18 protein-coding genes are annotated in these 17,312 nt (G+C 63.1%); 3 read left to right on the top strand and 15 right to left on the bottom strand.

The window, feature by feature from the left end:
* Positions 1 to 61: 61 nt before the first annotated feature.
* From HZZ16_RS17700 to HZZ16_RS17660, 9 genes are all read right to left on the bottom strand, one after another.
* A complete protein-coding gene (locus HZZ16_RS17700; protein WP_197949989.1) occupies positions 62 to 823 on the bottom strand; it encodes a slipin family protein in 762 nt (253 codons plus the stop codon).
* The gene (locus tag HZZ16_RS17695) at positions 820 to 2,202 is read right to left on the bottom strand and encodes an NfeD family protein (protein WP_197949987.1); all 1,383 of its coding nucleotides are present in this window, start codon (positions 2,200 to 2,202) and stop codon (positions 820 to 822) included. The genes HZZ16_RS17700 and HZZ16_RS17695 overlap by 4 nt, the downstream gene beginning before the upstream one ends.
* 576 nt (positions 2,203 to 2,778) lie before the next feature.
* Positions 2,779 to 3,312, bottom strand: coding sequence for an REP-associated tyrosine transposase (locus tag HZZ16_RS17690; RefSeq protein WP_197949985.1), 534 nt, complete (start codon positions 3,310 to 3,312; stop codon positions 2,779 to 2,781).
* 154 nt (positions 3,313 to 3,466) lie between these two features.
* A complete protein-coding gene (locus tag HZZ16_RS17685) occupies positions 3,467 to 4,240 on the bottom strand; it encodes a gamma-glutamyl-gamma-aminobutyrate hydrolase family protein (RefSeq protein WP_197949983.1) in 774 nt (257 codons plus the stop codon).
* A 90-nt stretch (positions 4,241 to 4,330) separates the two neighbouring features.
* Positions 4,331 to 5,731, bottom strand: a complete 1,401-nt coding sequence (locus HZZ16_RS17680) for a hypothetical protein (RefSeq protein WP_197949981.1) — start codon at positions 5,729 to 5,731, stop codon at positions 4,331 to 4,333.
* A gap of 356 nt (positions 5,732 to 6,087) precedes the next feature.
* Positions 6,088 to 6,891 carry a class I SAM-dependent methyltransferase gene (locus HZZ16_RS17675; protein ID WP_311974193.1) on the bottom strand — a complete coding sequence of 268 codons (804 nt, stop codon included), beginning with the start codon at positions 6,889 to 6,891 and terminating at the stop codon, positions 6,088 to 6,090.
* A gap of 14 nt (positions 6,892 to 6,905) precedes the next feature.
* The gene (gene asnB, locus HZZ16_RS17670) at positions 6,906 to 8,819 is read right to left on the bottom strand and encodes an asparagine synthase (glutamine-hydrolyzing) (protein ID WP_197949979.1); all 1,914 of its coding nucleotides are present in this window, start codon (positions 8,817 to 8,819) and stop codon (positions 6,906 to 6,908) included.
* A 22-nt stretch (positions 8,820 to 8,841) separates the two neighbouring features.
* Positions 8,842 to 9,708 carry a glycosyltransferase family 2 protein gene (locus tag HZZ16_RS17665; protein WP_197949977.1) on the bottom strand — a complete coding sequence of 289 codons (867 nt, stop codon included), beginning with the start codon at positions 9,706 to 9,708 and terminating at the stop codon, positions 8,842 to 8,844.
* Positions 9,705 to 10,355, bottom strand: coding sequence for a class I SAM-dependent methyltransferase (locus tag HZZ16_RS17660; RefSeq protein ID WP_197949975.1), 651 nt, complete (start codon positions 10,353 to 10,355; stop codon positions 9,705 to 9,707). Before HZZ16_RS17660 ends, HZZ16_RS17665 begins: the two co-directional genes overlap by 4 nt.
* A gap of 328 nt (positions 10,356 to 10,683) precedes the next feature.
* Between HZZ16_RS17660 and HZZ16_RS17655 the strand changes: the two genes are divergently transcribed.
* On the top strand, positions 10,684 to 11,832 hold the full coding sequence (locus HZZ16_RS17655; protein WP_197950210.1) for an AI-2E family transporter: 1,149 nt from the start codon (positions 10,684 to 10,686) through the stop codon (positions 11,830 to 11,832).
* 82 nt (positions 11,833 to 11,914) lie between these two features.
* Here HZZ16_RS17655 and HZZ16_RS17650 read toward each other — a convergent pair whose 3' ends face one another.
* From HZZ16_RS17650 to HZZ16_RS17625, 6 genes are all read right to left on the bottom strand, one after another.
* On the bottom strand, positions 11,915 to 12,211 hold the full coding sequence (locus tag HZZ16_RS17650) for an antibiotic biosynthesis monooxygenase family protein (RefSeq protein ID WP_025036647.1): 297 nt from the start codon (positions 12,209 to 12,211) through the stop codon (positions 11,915 to 11,917).
* A gap of 217 nt (positions 12,212 to 12,428) precedes the next feature.
* The gene (locus HZZ16_RS17645; RefSeq protein ID WP_197949973.1) at positions 12,429 to 12,665 is read right to left on the bottom strand and encodes a hypothetical protein; all 237 of its coding nucleotides are present in this window, start codon (positions 12,663 to 12,665) and stop codon (positions 12,429 to 12,431) included.
* A 59-nt stretch (positions 12,666 to 12,724) separates the two neighbouring features.
* A complete protein-coding gene (locus HZZ16_RS17640; protein ID WP_197949971.1) occupies positions 12,725 to 13,945 on the bottom strand; it encodes a GGDEF domain-containing protein in 1,221 nt (406 codons plus the stop codon).
* A gap of 229 nt (positions 13,946 to 14,174) precedes the next feature.
* Complete coding sequence (gene rpsI / locus HZZ16_RS17635; RefSeq protein WP_028178828.1) at positions 14,175 to 14,654, bottom strand: 30S ribosomal protein S9; 480 nt, start codon at positions 14,652 to 14,654, stop codon at positions 14,175 to 14,177.
* Between the two features lies 1 nt (position 14,655).
* The gene (gene rplM / locus HZZ16_RS17630; protein WP_197949969.1) at positions 14,656 to 15,120 is read right to left on the bottom strand and encodes a 50S ribosomal protein L13; all 465 of its coding nucleotides are present in this window, start codon (positions 15,118 to 15,120) and stop codon (positions 14,656 to 14,658) included.
* Positions 15,121 to 15,278: 158 nt separating this feature from the next.
* Positions 15,279 to 15,707, bottom strand: coding sequence for a PaaI family thioesterase (locus HZZ16_RS17625; protein ID WP_025036650.1), 429 nt, complete (start codon positions 15,705 to 15,707; stop codon positions 15,279 to 15,281).
* An 85-nt stretch (positions 15,708 to 15,792) separates the two neighbouring features.
* On the opposite strand from HZZ16_RS17625, the gene HZZ16_RS17620 reads away from it, so the two are divergent.
* Both HZZ16_RS17620 and HZZ16_RS17615 read left to right on the top strand, forming a co-directional pair.
* Positions 15,793 to 16,617: an enoyl-CoA hydratase gene (locus HZZ16_RS17620; RefSeq protein ID WP_197949967.1), complete on the top strand. Its 825-nt coding sequence runs from the start codon at positions 15,793 to 15,795 to the stop codon at positions 16,615 to 16,617.
* Between the two features lie 26 nt (positions 16,618 to 16,643).
* Positions 16,644 to 17,228 (top strand): CoA-binding protein, encoded by a 585-nt coding sequence (locus tag HZZ16_RS17615; RefSeq protein WP_197949965.1) that lies wholly within the window; start codon positions 16,644 to 16,646, stop codon positions 17,226 to 17,228.
* The last annotated feature ends 84 nt before the right edge of the window (positions 17,229 to 17,312 follow it).

Raw genomic sequence — 17,312 nt, 5'->3', positions numbered from 1 at the left:
CTCGCCGCTGCGGCTCGGCCGGAGCAGTGGCGCCGCTCGCGATCAGCACCTCCGCTTTCTGTTACGGGTTGTTAGGTCGCGGCATCAAATGGTCGAGCAGGCCGGTGGGGAGCGGAAACACCACGGTTGACGAGCGTTCACCGGCGATGTCGTGCAGAGCCGCGAAGTAACGCAGCTGCATTGCCTGAGGCTCCTGCGCCAGGATCCGGCCGGCTTCGACGAGCTTTTCGGCGGCCTGCTGCTCGCCCATCGCATTGATCACCTTGGCCCGCCGCAAGCGCTCCGCCTCAGCCTGTTTGGCAATCGCGCGAACCATGGTTTCGTTGATATCGACGTCCTTGATCTCTATGCCGGTGACCTTGATGCCCCAGACATCAGTCTGCTTGTCGAGGATCTCCTGGATATCGGCGTTCAATCTGTCGCGCTCGGCAAGCATCTCGTCGAGCTCATGCTTGCCGAGCACCGAACGCAACGTGGTCTGGGCCAACTGGCTGGTCGCCGCCATGTAGTCGCCGACCTTGATGATGGCGCGCTCGGGGTCGACGATGCGGAAGTATAGGACGGCGTTGACCTTGACGGAGACGTTGTCCCGCGAAATCACGTCCTGCGGCGGCACCACCTGCACCATCACCCGCAGATCGACCTTGACGAGTTGCTGCACGATCGGGATGAGGAGTATCAGGCCGGGGCCCTTCACACCGGTAAAGCGGCCTAGCGTGAAGACGACGCCGCGCTCGTATTCGCGCAGGATTCGAATAGCCTGGGATAGAAACACGATGACAAGCAGCGCAAGCGCCGAATACGTCAAATATTCCAGCATCATGATGTACCTCCCTCGCCTGTCCGGGCGGGTGTGCGGCGTATCAGCAGCGTCAGGTCGACGACATTGGCGACCTCCACTGTCTCTCCGGGCTCAAAGGTTTCGGCGCCGCGCGCCTGCCAGCGCTCACCATGGGCGAAGACATGACCTTCGTTCCCGTTCCAATCGAGAACCTCGGCGGGCAAGCCGCGCATGGCCTGTGCGCCGACCAGCGCAGGAGCTTTGCGGACGCGCCGAAGCGAGCCAAGCACGATCAGAGCAAAGCCGCTGAACACGACCGCAGTAGTGCCGATCACCCACCAGGACAGTTGATAGCCAGGCGCCTCGCTCCTGAAGAGCATCATTGCTCCCAGCACGAAAGCGATGATCCCGCCGAAGCCGACCACCACGGTCGGGTTGAAGGCTTCAACGGTGAGAAGCACGAGTCCCACCAGCATCAGGGCGAGGCCGGCATAGTTGATCGGCAGCAAATTGAGCGCATAGAGGCCGATCAGCAGGCAGATCGCGCCGACGACTCCCGGGGCGACGGCTCCGGGAGACATGAACTCGAAGATCAGGCCGTAGATGCCGACCATCAGGAGAATGAACGCCACGTTCGGGTTTGTGATGACCGCCAGGAACCGGGATATCCGTCCGGGCTCGATGGCTTCGACGACAGCATCCTTTGTTGCGAGGCGTTGCGTCCTGCCGCCTGCGAGCTCCACCACACGGCCGTCCAAGTGCCGCAGCAATTCAGCCTGATCGCGCGCGACGAGATCAATGGCACGTGCCTCCAGCGCGCCGTTGGCAGAGAGTGTTGCGGCCTCACGGACCGCCCTCTCCGCCCACTCCGCATTGCGGTTGCGCAGCTCGGCGAGGCTTCGGATGAAGGCGACGGCATCGTTCGTGGCCTTCGCCGTCATCGCGTCCTTCGGCTCATCCTTCTTGTCTTTGCCATCCTTGTCGGGTGTGCCGCTCGGCAGGCCCGGCAGCGGCCCGCCAATCTGGACCGGCGTCGCCGCACCGATGTTGGTACCTGGTGCCATCGCCGCGATGTGGGTCGCATAAAGGATATAGGTCCCCGCACTCGCCGCGTGGGCGCCGGAGGGAGCGACGTAGCCAATGACAGGGACCGGCGAGGCGAGCACATCCGCGATGATCTCGCGCATGCTGGAATTGAGCCCGCCGGGCGTGTTCATCCTCAGAAGCACGACCTCGGCGCGCCGTTTGCTCGCCGTGGCCAAAGCCTCCCGCACGTAGCTGGCTGACGCCGGGCCAATTGCCCCGTCGATCGAAACAACAAGGGCTACGCGCTGGCTCTCCTCCGCTGAGCTGGGAAGGAGGCAGCAGATCAAAGCCACGACGGTGATCGCCGCAACGAGGGCCGCCTTCATGGTCTGCACGGCACGGGCTCCCTTGCAGAGCATATGGTATCCTTCTCATGAACCTCAATGCTGCGCGTGGAGATCAACATTGCGATTGTGCAACGCAATGGGAATGCCCATGCAGGATTGCCGACGCGCTCGCGGCGTGGCTCTATCGACCTTCTGCCTGGCCCAGCAGCGGCTTCAACCATTCGCGCGTCAGGCCAATATCGTCCTCCGTGATCGAGTGCCCTGTCGGCAGCACGTGATGAGCGACAATGGCAATTCCTCGGTCGGACCGAATGGTCGGGACGGAAGGGTGAGTCCCATCCCCTCGAACGGTGCAACGAAGATGGGATCTGCCTCCACTCTACCACGTCGCCGTGAAAGCCTTCTGCAGCTCGCAAGGCATTCCGCAAGCTGGCACTGATGTCAGCTTTCGTTCTGCATCCGACTCCACTTCGTTCTCAAAGAACAAATCAGAGCCGCAAAAATCGCATCGGAGCAATTCCTACCGATTGGTTTATTCGGCCCGAGATTTGAGATGCGCCTTGGATGGCCAGTCCTCGTAGGGCGGATTAGCCGAAGGCGTAATCCGCCGACTGCTTGCGACGCTCACGCACGTTCGCCAAAGTTACCGTCCGCGTTGCTATCTCCCGCCCAATCCGCCGGAAACAGTCCGGCCTCGACATCTCGGTGAAATGACGAATGCGGCCAATCCAACACGCAGGTCACATATCCGTGCTTGACTGGGTTGATGTAGCAATACTCGACATGGCGTGCGTAGTCGGTTTCGTCGCGGATGAGGTGCTCCCAGAATCGGTTCTGCCATACGCCACGCTCCCGTCTTGCGATCTGTACAGCGGTTAAAGGTTCTGTCTTCGGCAGGGATTTCGCGAAGCGGGTTTTGATCAATCTCCACCGCATCGAAAAGTCGGTATCGCCGCCGGGAAGCGTCCAGACCGCATGAAGGTGGTCCGGAAGAACGACAAACGCATCGATCGTGAACGAATAGTCCCGACGCGTCGCTGCAACGGCCGCGCGCAGCGCTGCGATGTGCTCGACGAGCAGCCGCTGCCTACGGTCAAGAAGATTGACCGTGAAGAACCAGCAGCCACCCGGAACAAATGCACGGCGGTAATTTGGCACTGCAGCTGCCCCGTCAAGAAGATGGCGGATTACGCCTTCGGCTAATCCGCCCTACTCAGTCCAAGCCGAGTTGTGCAACGTGGCAGAAGCCGGCTTCCCGGCTCTACGCCCGCATCGCTCCCGGGTTGCAGCTTGTCCGGGACACGAGCGTGAGCTACGCCGCCGCCTTCTGCCTTGTCACCAGCGCCTCGCCAAAGGCCTCGAACAGCTTGCGGTTGATCGGATTGTGCTGCGGGTCGTACTCCGCGTGCCATTGCACGCCGAGCGCAAAGCTCGGGGCGTCCGCGATGCGGATCGCCTCGATGGTGCCGTCCTCGGCGATGCCTTCGATCAGCACGCGCTTGCCGGGATCGAGGATGCCCTGTCCGTGCAGCGAATTGACCCGGATCTTCTCGCAGCCGAGAATCTTGGCGAAGGCGCCGCCGGGCGTCAGCTCCACGTCATGACGGTCGGCGAACACCACGGTCGGATCGGGATGGATCTCGCCGTTCTCGAGCCGGGGCATGCGGTGGTTCATGCGGCCGGGAATCTCGCGGATCTCGGGATGCAGCGAGCCGCCGAAGGCGACGTTCATCTCCTGCAGGCCGCGGCAGATGCCGAACAGCGGGACGCCGCGGGCGACGCAGGCAACCGAAAGGGCCAGAGCCACTTCGTCGCGGTGGATGTCATAGGGCTCGTGCTTTTCGCAGGGATCGACGTTGAAGCGGGTCGGGTGAACGTTGGCCCGGGCCCCGGTCAGGATGATGCCGTCCACGGTATCGAGCAGCGCCGGGATATCGGTGATATCGGGCGACCCGGCGAACATCAGCGGCAGGCCGCCGGAGACTTCGGCCACGGCGCGCAGGTTTCGCTCGCCAACCATTTGGACCTGAAATCGATTCTCGACGCGATAGGAATTCCCGATCACGCCGACGACCGGCTTTCTCATCTGTCGTTCCGCGCCTCCCGATAAGAAGATTCCCCAAACATGCCCCTCCGATGGAACAAATTCAACAGAGGGGATCGCGGGACGGCAATGCTATTTTCGCGCAAATGCCTCCGCCCCGGCCGCCCGGCCGCCTCGCAGATGCTTCCACGCTCCAGCGACCAAAAGCCGGATCCGGTCAAACAGAACCGCCGCCAGAATGGCACTCGCGCCGCCCAGAAATGGGACGGCATAGTAGGCGTAGCGGTTGAGCCCATAGATCAGAAAGCACGGCAACGCGGCGCTGACCAGCGCGAGCAGGATCATCAAGCTGCCGCCTGCGACCAGATTCGTGGGCAGCGGCGACACAAATCCGATACGGGCGCCGATGACACCTGACAACAGGACAATCGCGAGGATCAGCGTCGCCGCGGAGATCCAGCGGATTGGCCCCGGGAAATCATCATACTCGCTCGAGATGGTCAATCCGAACCACAGATCGGCCAGATCCGGTCGCGGCTGGTAGCCGAGCGTCAAGAGGTAGTCCAGCCTCACCTGCACCTGATCCGACGTCGGCAAGAGCCACCGCTCCAGCCGCCAGTGAGGCTTGTAATAGTCGTAGACCAGCCGCCGATATTTGAGCCCGGTCGGGCTTCCAAAAAAAGGGTACGCGTCTCGGCGCACGAAGAATTCGTAGCCCTGCGGATTGATGGCGCGCCGCGCCGCGCTATTGCCGTCAAACAGCAGGAAGTACATTTCGCGCAGGAAATGCCTGCTGATGTGCCGATACAGCGTCGACGGAGTCGTCAGCGTCTCGACAAAGATGTCGCGAACCACCTTCTCGAATTCTTCCGCGCTGTCGCCAGGCTTCTTCAGCTCCTCCAGGGCGCCAAAGGGCCATTGATAGACCACTATATCGGACCAGCCGGTGGGCGTATCCTGCGCCCGCATCCGCTCGACGAAGGCCCGCGCCTTGGCCTTCCTGTCGAGATGGACCCCGTGATCGAAGTCGCCGGAATAGCCAACCACGAATGCCATCACCGCCACGCTTTCGTTGCCGGCCGGACGCTTTCCGATCGCGTAATTGACCGCCGTCGGGATCAGGTACACGGCCGTGGCGAGGCCGCCTGCCAGCGCGACCACGCTCAGTCGGCGCAGCCATCCGGCATCCAGCACCACGACCAACCAGAGCAGGATGACCGCAGCTTGTCCGACCGCGGCCGACCGGCACGTCATGACGGCTCCCAGACTTGCCCCGAGCGCCGCTGCAGCGACGAATGGCGACCACTTCCTGAAGGCGATGCCTGCGGCGAGGAAGGCCGCAAGGCTGACCAGAAAGTTCGAGATGCTCTCGGCGCCGATCGTGTTGTCGTAGTGAACCGTGCGCGCATAGAGCGCGGCGATCAGAAAGGCCAGGACCGACAGGATTCGGGGAGCACCGGCAAAGCGCACCGTCGCGGCGACGAGAAGAGCCGTGCCGATGCTCATCAGATGCTGGACGATGACGAAGACCACGATATGCGGCCCGAACAGCTTGGACAGCAGTACCAGGAACACCGCCAGGCCGTACGGCCGCTTTCCGGTATTATCGATGTAATGGCCGCTCAGAATGGCCTGCGCCTCGTCCAGATAGGCATCGCTATCCTCGTGGACGAAATGATCCGGCCAGGCCACCAGAAACGCCAGATGAACCATCAGTGCAAGACCGATCGCCCAGACCCAGATGCCGAACCACGTGAGACGGCTTGCCCATGCGAGGAGCGCCTGCCACTTCCGACTTGGCCCCCACTCACCTCCGATGTCGATAGCAGGCAAATTGATTCTCCAAATGCACTGGCGGCGCGAAGGCGGCGGCCCTCAGGAAGATCAGATCATGCCGGGCGGGTGCCGGACACCGTCCAGCTATAGCCGTGACGATGGTAGAGCCTGACGTCGCCAAATCCGCCATCCGACAACAGTGCTTCAGCCTCGGCGCGCGTGTAATATTTCGCGTAAGCAGGATTGAGCTGGTCGTAGATGGTCAGGCGGCGGACGCTGCGCGGAAACTTCGCCAGCACCGAACGCATGTAAGACCGCATCGGTAGCGGCAAGATCCGGCAGAGGCCGATATAGGCCGTCAGTGCCCATTCGAGCCCGTGGGACATCACCACGAGCAGCCGGTGCGGCAGCAGAATCGTGAGCTTGCGCAGCGGAATCGCGAGCGACAGATAAGCCTGGTTGCCTTCATAGCCGTAGAGCCAGACGATGCAGCGTCCGCCGGGGCGGAGTGCAGCAAATGCCGCGCGGACCACCGGCGCCGGCTCGGGGATATGATGCAGCACCCCCATCGAAACCACATAGTCGAGCCCGAGATCAGGCGGCAACCGATCGCCCGGCCCCTGCAGATAATCGATGCGGTCGGCGCGCGCCGAGGTGTTGTCCTTCAGCACCTGCATGGCGTCGGAGGGCTCGACGGCGACGACACGCTCCGCCCCGGCATCGAGCAGCATGTTGACGATGCGTCCGGTGCCGCTTCCGATGTCGGCGATCCGCTTGCCCCTCACATCGTCAAGGGCCAGCAACGGACCGAACAGGTCGGCGAGCAGATCCGCCGACCCATAATAACCGGGGTTGTCGCGGAACGCGGTCCATTGCTCCCCGAAATCCCTGATCGTCTGATCCTTCACGTCCGGCACGCGTTCGCTCCCGGTCAGCTAGCCTGGCGCGGCGCGGGCGCCGCCAGCCCCGTCAACCAGATTCCGAGCGTCAGGATCGGCCAGAGCGCGAACGCATGATCGCTCCTCCGCTCCAGATGCTCGTGCCACAGCCGCCGGATTGCGTCGGGCTTGAGAAAGGGGGCAAATACGTCAGCCTCGCGATCGAGCACCCGAACGCAGATCGGCCGCAATCCGCCGCGCCTCATCAATTGCGCGATCGGTACGTTAAAGCCGCGCTTGCGCGACCACGCGGCCGCCCCCTGCATACCCAGGCGCTCGGCGAGCTTGCGCAACACGTATTTGGGCGCCCCTTTCGGCCAGGGATTGAGCAGCGAGACATCGAGGCTGCCGGCGAGGTCCATGACGCGCCGATCGAGGATTGGAACGCGCACCTCGAGACCATGGGCCATACTCATGGCATCGACCTTGGCAAGAACGCTCTGGAGATGGAAGCGCTGGTCAGCGATCAGAGCCCGATCGAGCACCTTCTCGTGCGGCTCCGCGTAATATTCGGCGTATTCCGAGAAGGGGTTGGTCTGTATGAGATCGGTCATCGCACGATCGTAGATCCTGTCGGCGAGAAATCGGGGAACGAGCCGCCGCCATTGCAGATGCGGGCTGCAACCGCCCTCGCCGAGACCGAGCGCAAAGCGGGCGAGTTGTGCCGTCGCGGGAAGCCGCTTCTCGTTGCCACGAACGGACGCATAGGCGAGGCGCCCGGTCAGGCCAGCGACGCTGCGCGGAACGAGACGACGCGCGCCCTCCGCCATCATGGTTGCGGCATAGGTTTCATATCCGCCGAAGAACTCGTCGCCTCCGTCGCCCGAGAGGACCACGGTGGAATGCCGCCGGACGGCACCGGCCAGGTGGTAGAATCCGAGCGCGCCGGTGTCGGCGCATTGACCGTCAAAGTGATAGACCACTGCCCGCAGCGCAGCCTCGGCCCGCTCGCCCGCTTCCCCGTCGATGACGTTGAGCGGCAGGCCGGCAGCGGCGGCGATCTGCTGCGCCACCTCCGTTTCGTCATGGCTCTTCTCGGTAAAGCCGGCCGTGAACAAGGGCGGCTTCAATCCAAGCCGCCCGAGGGTCAGGCTGATCAGCGAGCTGTCGATGCCGCCGCTCTGAAGCACCGCGAGAGGGACATCGCTCACCATCTGGCTCTTCACCACCGTCTCGATCGTCGATTGCAGCCGGGCAACGGCTTCATCGAGGTCGTCGATCGCAGGCGAACGCACCGGGCGCCAGAAGCATCGTTCGGTTCGCGCGTGCTCGGTGAAAGCGATTATCGTGCCGGGCGGAACGTGCCTGATCTCCTGAAAAAGGCTTTGCCGCGTGCCGGTGTGGCCAGCGGCGAGGAAAGTGTGGAGCGCGACGGGGTCGATCCGCGCGGCGACCTCTTTACTCGCGGTGATGGCCTTGATCTCGCTCGCGAACAGGACGCCGTCGCGGCCTTCGGAATAGTACAGCGGCTTGATCCCGATCCCGTCGCGCCCGAGGATCAGGCGACGCTCCTGACGATCCCACAGCCCGATGGCGAAAAAGCCTTCGAGTCGCTCGAACATGGCATCGCCCCAGGCGAGATAAGCGTAGGGAAGGATTTCGGTGTCGCAACTGCTGCGAAACCGGAAACCGAACGATCGCTCGAGTTCGTGTCGCAGTTCCTGATCGTTGTAAATCTCGCCGTTGTAGGTGACGACGATACGGCCGGAGGCATCGAGCATCGGCTGACGTCCGCCATCGGAGAGATCGCGGATGGCGAGCCGGCGATGGGCGAGACCGACGGCCCCTTCCAGCCAGGTACCCTCGCCGTCGGGCCCACGATGAACCAAAGCGGCGGACATCGCCGCGACTGCGTCACCGTCGGCGGCGCGACCGTCACGATGAAAGATACCTGCTATGCCGCACATCGCATTCCCCTGCCGAGCGCGATCATGGTCGCTGGTTCATGATCTGCTTCAGAAGCACCGCGAGCAGCCCCATAGCGACCACAAGAATGCCGAGCAGGATCGCTCCGACACCCAGGACAAAGGCGCTAAGGAGCTGGAGGATGACGCCGCCAATGAGCGAGACCAGTGCAAGCGCCATGCACATCATGGCCAGCAGCACGAAGATCTTCAACGGATTGTAGTAGGTGCAAGCCTCCAGGACATATTGCAGGGTCCGGATGGAGTCGCGGAAGAGATTCACCTTGGAGCGACCGATCCGCTCCTTGTAGTCGATGTCGATGTAATCGACGAATTTCGCGTTCATCATGTAGGCAAGTGTGAGCGACGTCGTGAAGCTGAAGAGGTCGCTGACATGCTCGAAATAGGAGACGGCAACCTTCCTGCCGAACACGCGAAGGCCAGAATTGATGTCGGGAATTTCGCGATTGGCGGTAAATTCGACGATCGCCTTCAGGATCGCGCGCAACGGCGACTTCAGCGTGGACTCGCGATAATTGGGCCCGGTCCGGGCGCCGACGACCATGTCAAAGCCCTGGTTGTAGCGTGCCACGAGCGCCGGAATCGCTTCCATCGGGTAGGAGCCGTCCGCGTCGCTGATGACGATCGTGTCATAGGACGCGGCGCGGATTCCATCCTTCAACGAGCGACCATAGCCGATGTTATGGGGATGCCTCAGCACCTTGGCCCCCGCCTGTTCGGCGAGCGCACCGGTCCCGTCGGCGGACCCGTCGTCGACAACGACGATTTCGTAAGGGGTTAGTTGAGCGCCGTCGAGAGCTCGCTTGGCTCGATCGATGGTTTCAACGATGCCGTCGCATTCGTTGAGCGCGGGAATGACGATCGAAATCATGAGCGGCGAGCAATACAGGTGACCGATTGACCAAAGAATTTTCGCGAGAGCGGATCGAGCGCCCGCGATAGCGGCACGATGTACTTGTCAAACAGTGCAATCTGGCCGTTCACGGCGTTATCGTTGAGCGAATGGTGTCGCTTGAGGCGATTGGCCAGCCAGCCCAATCCGCCGATGGGGTTGAAGTAGCTGAGCCGAACGAGCTCGACCGGCTGATCAGCCAACAGACTCGCCAGGCGCGTCGTAGTATAGCGACGGCAGTGTCCCGCCAGACGATCGAGGTCGTTGTAGAGCAGCATCAGGGCGGGAACGCTGATTAGCAGGTGGCCTCCCGGCTTCAGCACGTCGACCAGATTGGCGATTGCGGTGGCATCATCCTCGATGTGCTCGAGAACATTGATGGAGAAGACCGCGTCGACGCCGGCTGGAAACAGCGACCGCAGCTGATCCCGAACCAAGATGTCACAGACCGCGAACTTTCGGTCAGGCATGGTCCGCGCGGCATGCTCGACACTCTCGCAATCGTGGTCCACCCCGCAATAATCGCCAAGCTCGCCCAGCACCTTGCTGTAGTGGCCGTGGCCAAATCCAACTTCGACGATTTGTCCCCGCAGATAAGGACGGAACTGGTCGATGACCCAGTTCATGTAGTTTTGCGCGTCTGCAATCGCGCTGGAATACGTATCGGCTCCGGTCTTCAGAGAGTCGATCGGGACAGGCTGCAGAGGACGGGAGACTTGGACCACGGAACCTGCCCTTTTTCTTCAGCCGAATTAGCAGGCCGACATCCGTTTCTCAAGCGCATTCGGCACCCGGCTCTCGTCCAAGTTGACGATGGCCGAGCGGGTCGCACTCCGTGCAGGGGCCTTGATTTCCACGAAAGAGCTTGGCTCCGGGGCACGCTTCCGGCAAACTTTCCCGTCGATGTCATTGGCAGACGCGCAAGCACGATGTCCAGAAGGAAGATGTGACGTGATGGGCCCCGTAGACAAGAGGCCCCCGAGCCGCAGCGACCTCGCGCGGGATCAGGCCTGGGCGATCGCGGTCGGAGGCATCGGCGTCGTGCTGTTCACTGCGCTGCTCGCCTTCACCTGGTATTTTGCGGCCACCCTGCTGCTGATCTTCACCGGCATGCTGCTCGGCCTCGGTCTCAACGCTCTGGTCAATGCGCTCGGCCGCCGGGTCCACCTGCCTCACACGATCCGGCTTGCAATCGTCTGCGTCGCGCTCGCCGTGCTGCTCGCGGGCGTCGCCTATCTCGGCGGCGCCACCATTGCCGAACAGGCCTCCCTGCTGAGCAAGACCATCAAGTCGCAGATCACCAATGTCAGATCCCTGCTCGAGAGCCACGGCATCGACACCAGCTTCTTTGATCTCGGCAACGCTGCCTCGGACCCCGCGACCAACGCGTCCTTGGAGGCGACGCCCGCGCCCGCAGCGCCTTCGCGGCCTCCGCTGCCTAGTGCCGGCACGCTCGCCTCGAGCGGCGGGGCGATCGTGAGCCAGACCCTCAAGCTGCTGCTCGGCACCATTCACGGCGTCGGCAACATCTTCATCGTGCTGTTCCTGGGCCTCGCCTTCGCTGCCCAGCCCAGCGTCTATCATGACGGCCTACTGTTCCTGGCGCCGGCGCGGCACCGTACCCGTGTCACCATCGTCATCGACCGTATCGCCGAAACGCTCGAGCGCTGGCTGATCGCCCAGATCATCGTCATGATCGCGGTCGGCGCCGTGACCTGGATCGGACTTGCCGTCATCGGCATCCCCGGCGCATTCATCTTAGGGATCCAGGCGGGCCTGCTCGCCTTCATCCCGACCGTCGGAGCGATCATCGCCGGCGTCATCGTGGTGCTGGCGAGCCTCGCCTCGGGCTGGATCCCCGCCTTGTCGGCCTTTCTGCTCTTCATGGGCGTGCACGCCATGGAAAGCTATGTGCTGACGCCGATCCTGCAGCGGCAGGCGCTCGACATCCCGCCGGCCACGCTGTTCGCGTTCCAGATCCTGCTCGGCGTCGTGTTCGGCATCTGGGGCTTGGCGCTGGCGCTCCCGCTGGTCGCCATCGCCAAGGTCATGATCGACCATGTCAAGACGTATGAGGCGCCGGCTCTAGCGGAGGCGGCCTAGAGCATGATCCGGACCCGAAGGGCCGCGTTAGCGCAAAGTGTGGAGCGGTTTTCCGATAAGATCATGCTCCCGACATAAAGCCTCAGGTCGTCAGCACGGTCTCGGTGTGCTCGACCTCGGGAGGCGCGGCAAAATACTGGCCGACCAGGCCGCGCCATTCCGTGAAATTTTCCGAGCCGCGGAAGTCCACGGTGTGGTTCTCCAGCGTCGCCCATTTCACCATCAGCCGGTAGCGTTGCGGCTTCTCGATCGACTTGTGCAGCTCGAAGCCGTGAAAGCCCTTGGAGCGGCCGAAAGCGGCCTTGGCCTTGGCAACGGCCGCCTCAAAGTCCTTCTCGCTGCCGGGCTTGACGTCGATTTGCGCGATCTCGGTGATCATCGGCTTTCCACCCTGTTTGTTCGATGCCCGTGTCTTAAGCGCGATGCGATTTGGGATCGTCATCGCGCTTTCGGTCGTTATACGCATGACCTTTCCGGAAAACCGTTTCGCACTTTGCGCTAACGCGGCCCTTCGGGTCCGGATCATGCTTTAGCGTAGCCGGCGCCAAAGAAAAAGGCGCCGAAACGGCGCCCTGCCCGGCCAAATTGCTGATACGTCAGGCCAACAGCAGGACAGTGCCCGTCACGATCAGCGCACAACCCGCGAACAAGACGAACGGCCAGTAGCTGCGTTGCTGCGTGTAGCGTCCTTGCGCGCGGCGCTCGGTGATCAGCGCCGTCTCGTATTCGTCCGTGGTGGAGAACAGACAGGCGAAACCGCCGCGGGCCGAGGCAGCCTCGGCCTCGAGCGACATCAGGGCGGCTTGCGGATTCTGTCGACGGATCGATTCCATGACCACGATGGTAGGAATCGAATGGTAAACAGAGATTTACGCAAGCCCGCCCTGCATTCTCACGCAGTGGCCGGGCGCGCCTGCGATGCGCCGGTCCGCGCCGCGCTCTGGCGGCGCCAGTTCTCCAGCGACAGCGGCAGCTCCTCGGCCGCCTCGACGCGGTTGCGGCCGCCGCGCTTGGCTTGATAGAGCGCGGTGTCCGCGGAGGCCAGCAGCACCTCGAGCTCGGTGCCGGCCGGACCTCCGGCAACGCCGATGCTGACGGTGGTATCGACCGGGCCTTCGTCGACGACGACGCCGGAGGTCTCGAACGCCTCGCGCACGCGCTCGGCGACGAGCACGCCCTCCTCCAGCGAGCACGGCAACAGCGCGGCGAACTCCTCGCCGCCGATGCGGCCCGACAGGTCGGAAATGCGCAAGTTGCTGACCACGACAGTCGAGAACAGCTTCAGCATCTCGTCGCCGGCGGGATGGCCGAAGCGGTCGTTGATCGACTTGAAGTGGTCGATGTCGAAGATCATCACGGTCACCGGCCGCCCGGCCTTGGCCTCGCGCTCGATCACGCGCGCACAGGCCTCCGAGAAGCCGCGCCGGTTGAGCATGCCGGTCAAAGGATCGGTCGATGCCGCCGTCCGGTGCGCGGTGACGGTGCGTTCCGACACCAGCATGAAGATCACGAACACGGTACCGACGGCATAGAGTATGAGCTCGACCGCGAACACGGTGACCCAGATGCTCGAGGAGAAGCTGGCATCATGCGGGCGCAGGAAGCTGCCGATCAGGATCGGCAGCATCAACACGCAGCCGTGCATCACCGGCATCGCGAAGGCGGGCCAGCGCCGTTGCACGCTCTTGCGCCGTTCGGTCCAGAGCTCGCTCGCAGTCAGCGCCGCATATACCGAAACGATGCCGGCACCGACGAACATGCGCAGCATCGATGCCGCGGGATCGAGCAGCGTCGCAGCTGCGACCCAGGCGAGTGCGCCGAGCACGAGCCCGGGCCAGTTCGGCTTGCGGCCGTGGAAGACGCGCGCGGCGTTCCAGACCATGCCGCAGGCGACGAAACCGACGGCGTTCAGTGCGAGGTAAATGTGCGGCCCCAGCCTGTCGCCTGCCGCGGTCCATAGCGCGACGGAGGCGGCACCGAGCAGATAGGCGGTGCCCCACCATTTCAGCGCCGGGCTGTTCTCCTGCTTGCCGAAAAACACCATCATGGCGCCGAGCAATGCGGCGACCATGGTGGCGACCAAATAGAGCGTGATGCTATCGAGCGACATCATGTCGGCCCCCTCTAGAACATAGCAGTTACGCGATCGGCCCAGCCGATTTGCGCGCCCTTCCGAAGGCGACGCTAGGTCTCGCGGGTTCCATTCAGGTTTTCGAAGGTCCCCAAGTTTTCGGGAAACACGCCATCAATTTGCATACAAACGAACAACAAAAAGGGCGCTGAATTCAGCGCCCTTTTGCATCTCATTGAAGCCGCTTTCGCGGCGAATGCGACAAAAGCGATTAACGCTTCGAGAACTGGAAGGACCGGCGGGCCTTGGCCTTGCCGTACTTCTTGCGCTCGACCACGCGCGAGTCGCGGGTGAGGAAGCCGCCCTTCTTGAGCACGCCGCGCAGCTCCGGCTCGAAATAGGTGAGCGCCTTGGAGATGCCGTGACGGACCGCGCCGGCCTGGCCGGACAGACCGCCGCCGGCGACGGTGCAGATCACGTCGTACTGGCCCGAACGCTGGGCCACCGAGAACGGCTGCTCGATCATCATGCGCAGCACGGGACGGGCGAAATAGACCTCGACCTCGCGCGAGTTGACGGTGACCTTGCCGGCACCCGGCTTGATCCAGACCCGGGCGACCGCGTCCTTGCGCTTGCCGGTCGCATAGGCGCGGTTGAACTTGTCGACCTTCTTCTCGTGCTTGGGCGCCTCGGGCGCGGCCGCCGTCTTGAGCTGCGAGAGCTGGTCGAGCGACTGGATGGATTCGGCCATGTTATGCGGCCCTCATGTTCTTGCGGTTCAACTTGGCGATGTCGATCTTCTCGGGCTGCTGTGCCTCGTGCGGATGATCAGCCCCGCCGTAGACGCGCAAGTTGCCCATCTGGACGCGACCGAGCGGACCACGCGGGATCATGCGCTCGATGGCCTTCTCGAGCACGCGCTCGGGATGACGGCCCTCGAGGATCTGGCGCGCGGTGCGCTCCTTGACGTGGCCGACGTAACCGGTGTGCTTGTAGTAGGTCTTCTGCTCGCGCTTGCGACCGGTGAGGACCGCATGCTGCGCGTTGATGATGATGACGTTGTCGCCGCAATCGACGTGCGGGGTGTAGGTCGGGAGGTGCTTGCCGCGCAGGCGCATGGCGACGATGGTGGCGAGACGGCCGACGACCAGACCCTTGGCGTCGATCAGCACCCACTTCTTCGTCACCTCAGCCGGCTTTGCCGAAAAGGTTTTCATGTCGGAGTTTCCGTGGACGGGAGATATCGGCGCGAACACCGCGCCGGACTGCGCGGGTTTCTAGAGAAGAGCGGCGCAACGGTCAATGCCTCAGATCGGAAATTAGGCCTTCAAAATCAATGGCTTAAAAATAAGGTGCGATGTTACCTGCAAAAAGCTCAAACATTTGGAATGGAATAGGTCGAGGTGACGTGGGCGATCGGATCGGGTGAGGTCCCGGACAAGAGGTTCACCTCCCCGACCGCGAGGCGCTTGCCGAGCTTGAGCAGCCGGGCCTCGGCCAGCACATCCTGCCCGGGCTGGCCCTTGCGCAGGAAGTTGATGTTGAGATTGGTGGTGACGGCGAGCCCGATCGGCCCGATCGCGGACAGCAGCACCACGTACATCGCGAAATCCGCGAGCGCCATCAATGTGGGTCCGGACACGGTTCCACCGGGCCGCAGCATCCGTTCGCTGTAGCGCTGGCGCAAGAGGCTGGTCTGGCCGTCCGCGCTCTCGATCGTGATGTCGTCACCGCTGAAGGCCTGGGGAAACTCGTCACGGAGGAACTGCTCCAGCTCCGCCACGCTCATTTTCGCTAACGCCATGCCGTCCCCACCCTCGCTTCGGCTGCCCTGTTACATTAAGTTATCGGTGTCATCCAATTGCAATCATTTAGCGGAAATCGCGTCAATGTCCGTCCAGGCCGCCCGCGCTCCCTCCCCGCAACCGCCGATCCTGCTGCGCGAGATCGTCGGCAGCGTCGCTGTGCTCACACTGAACCGACCAGCGGCGCGCAACAGCCTCTCGGAGGCGATGATCGGACAGCTGCATGCGAGCCTCAATGCCATCGCGGAAGACAAGCACATCCGTGCGGCCGTCATCGCGGCTAACGGCCCCGCTTTTTCCGCCGGCCACGACCTGAAGGAACTGACCGCGCGCCGCACCGATGCGGACCGCGGCCGGGCTTATTTCGCGCAGATCATGACCGCATGCAGTGCCATGATGCAGGCGATCGTGCGCCTGCCCAAGCCCGTGGTCGCCGCCGTCCAAGGCATCGCCACCGCGGCAGGCTGCCAGCTCGTAGCAAGCTGCGATCTGGCGATCGCATCGGATGCGGCGCAGTTCGCCACACCCGGCGTCGACATCGGCCTGTTCTGCTCGACGCCGATGGTGGCGCTGTCGCGCAACGTGCCGCGCAAGCAGGCCATGGAGATGCTGCTGACGGGCGAGCCTGTCACGGCCGAACGCGCCCGCGAGATCGGTCTCGTCAACCGCGTCGTTCCCGCCGGCACCGAACTCGGCGCCGCGATCGAGCTCGCGCAACAGGTCGCGTTGAAATCGGCCCATACGATCAAGCTCGGCAAGGAGGCCTTCTACCGTCAGGCCGAGATGAGCCTTGCCGACGCCTATCGCTATGCCGCAGAGGTGATGACCGAGAACATAATGGCGCGCGACGCCGAGGAAGGCATCGGCGCCTTCATCGAGAAGCGCGCTCCGACATGGCGGGATGAGTGATCCCCGCCAACACGAAAAGATAAGTGATGAACCACGACGCCTATCCCGACAATTACATCCGCGGCATCCTCAACAGCGTGAAATCGATCGCGATGGTCGGGGCCTCGCCGGTCAACGTGCGGCCGAGCTATTTCGCGTTCAAATACCTGATGCAGCGCGGCTACGACATGATCCCGGTCAATCCCGGCCATGTCGGCAAGGAGCTGCTCGGAAAGCCCTTCGTCGCGTCGCTGTCGGACATCGGCCGTCCCGTCGACATGATCGACATCTTCCGCAACTCCAGCCACATCATGCCCGTAGTCGAGGAGGCGCTCACGCTCGACCCGCTGCCGAAGGTGATCTGGATGCAGCTCGGCGCGCGCGACGATGCGGCGGCGGCGAAAGCAGAATCCGTCGGTATCAAGGTGGTCATGAACCGCTGCCCCAAGATCGAATATGGCCGCCTGTCGTCGGAGATCTCCTGGATGGGCGTGAATTCGCGCACGCTCAGCTCCAAGCGCGCGCCGGCACCGACGCAGGGCATGCGGCTGTCCCTCAATCGGATGAGCGTCGGCGGTGGCGACACTGCCGCATCGGATCGCGCCGCGAAGAACAAGAGCGAGCAAAGCTGACGCAATCGCGAAGGTTTCGTTTCGCGAACGCGACTATGCGTAGCACGAGCATTCCCAAAATGATCCTGATGTGAAGCCGCGCCT

It is taken from the genome of Bradyrhizobium glycinis (assembly GCF_016031655.1).
In the GTDB taxonomy this organism is placed as follows: Bacteria; Pseudomonadota; Alphaproteobacteria; order Rhizobiales; family Xanthobacteraceae; genus Bradyrhizobium; species Bradyrhizobium glycinis.
The sequence above is the reverse complement of the archived record's forward strand: the minus strand, read 5'-3'. Positions and strand labels throughout refer to the sequence as shown.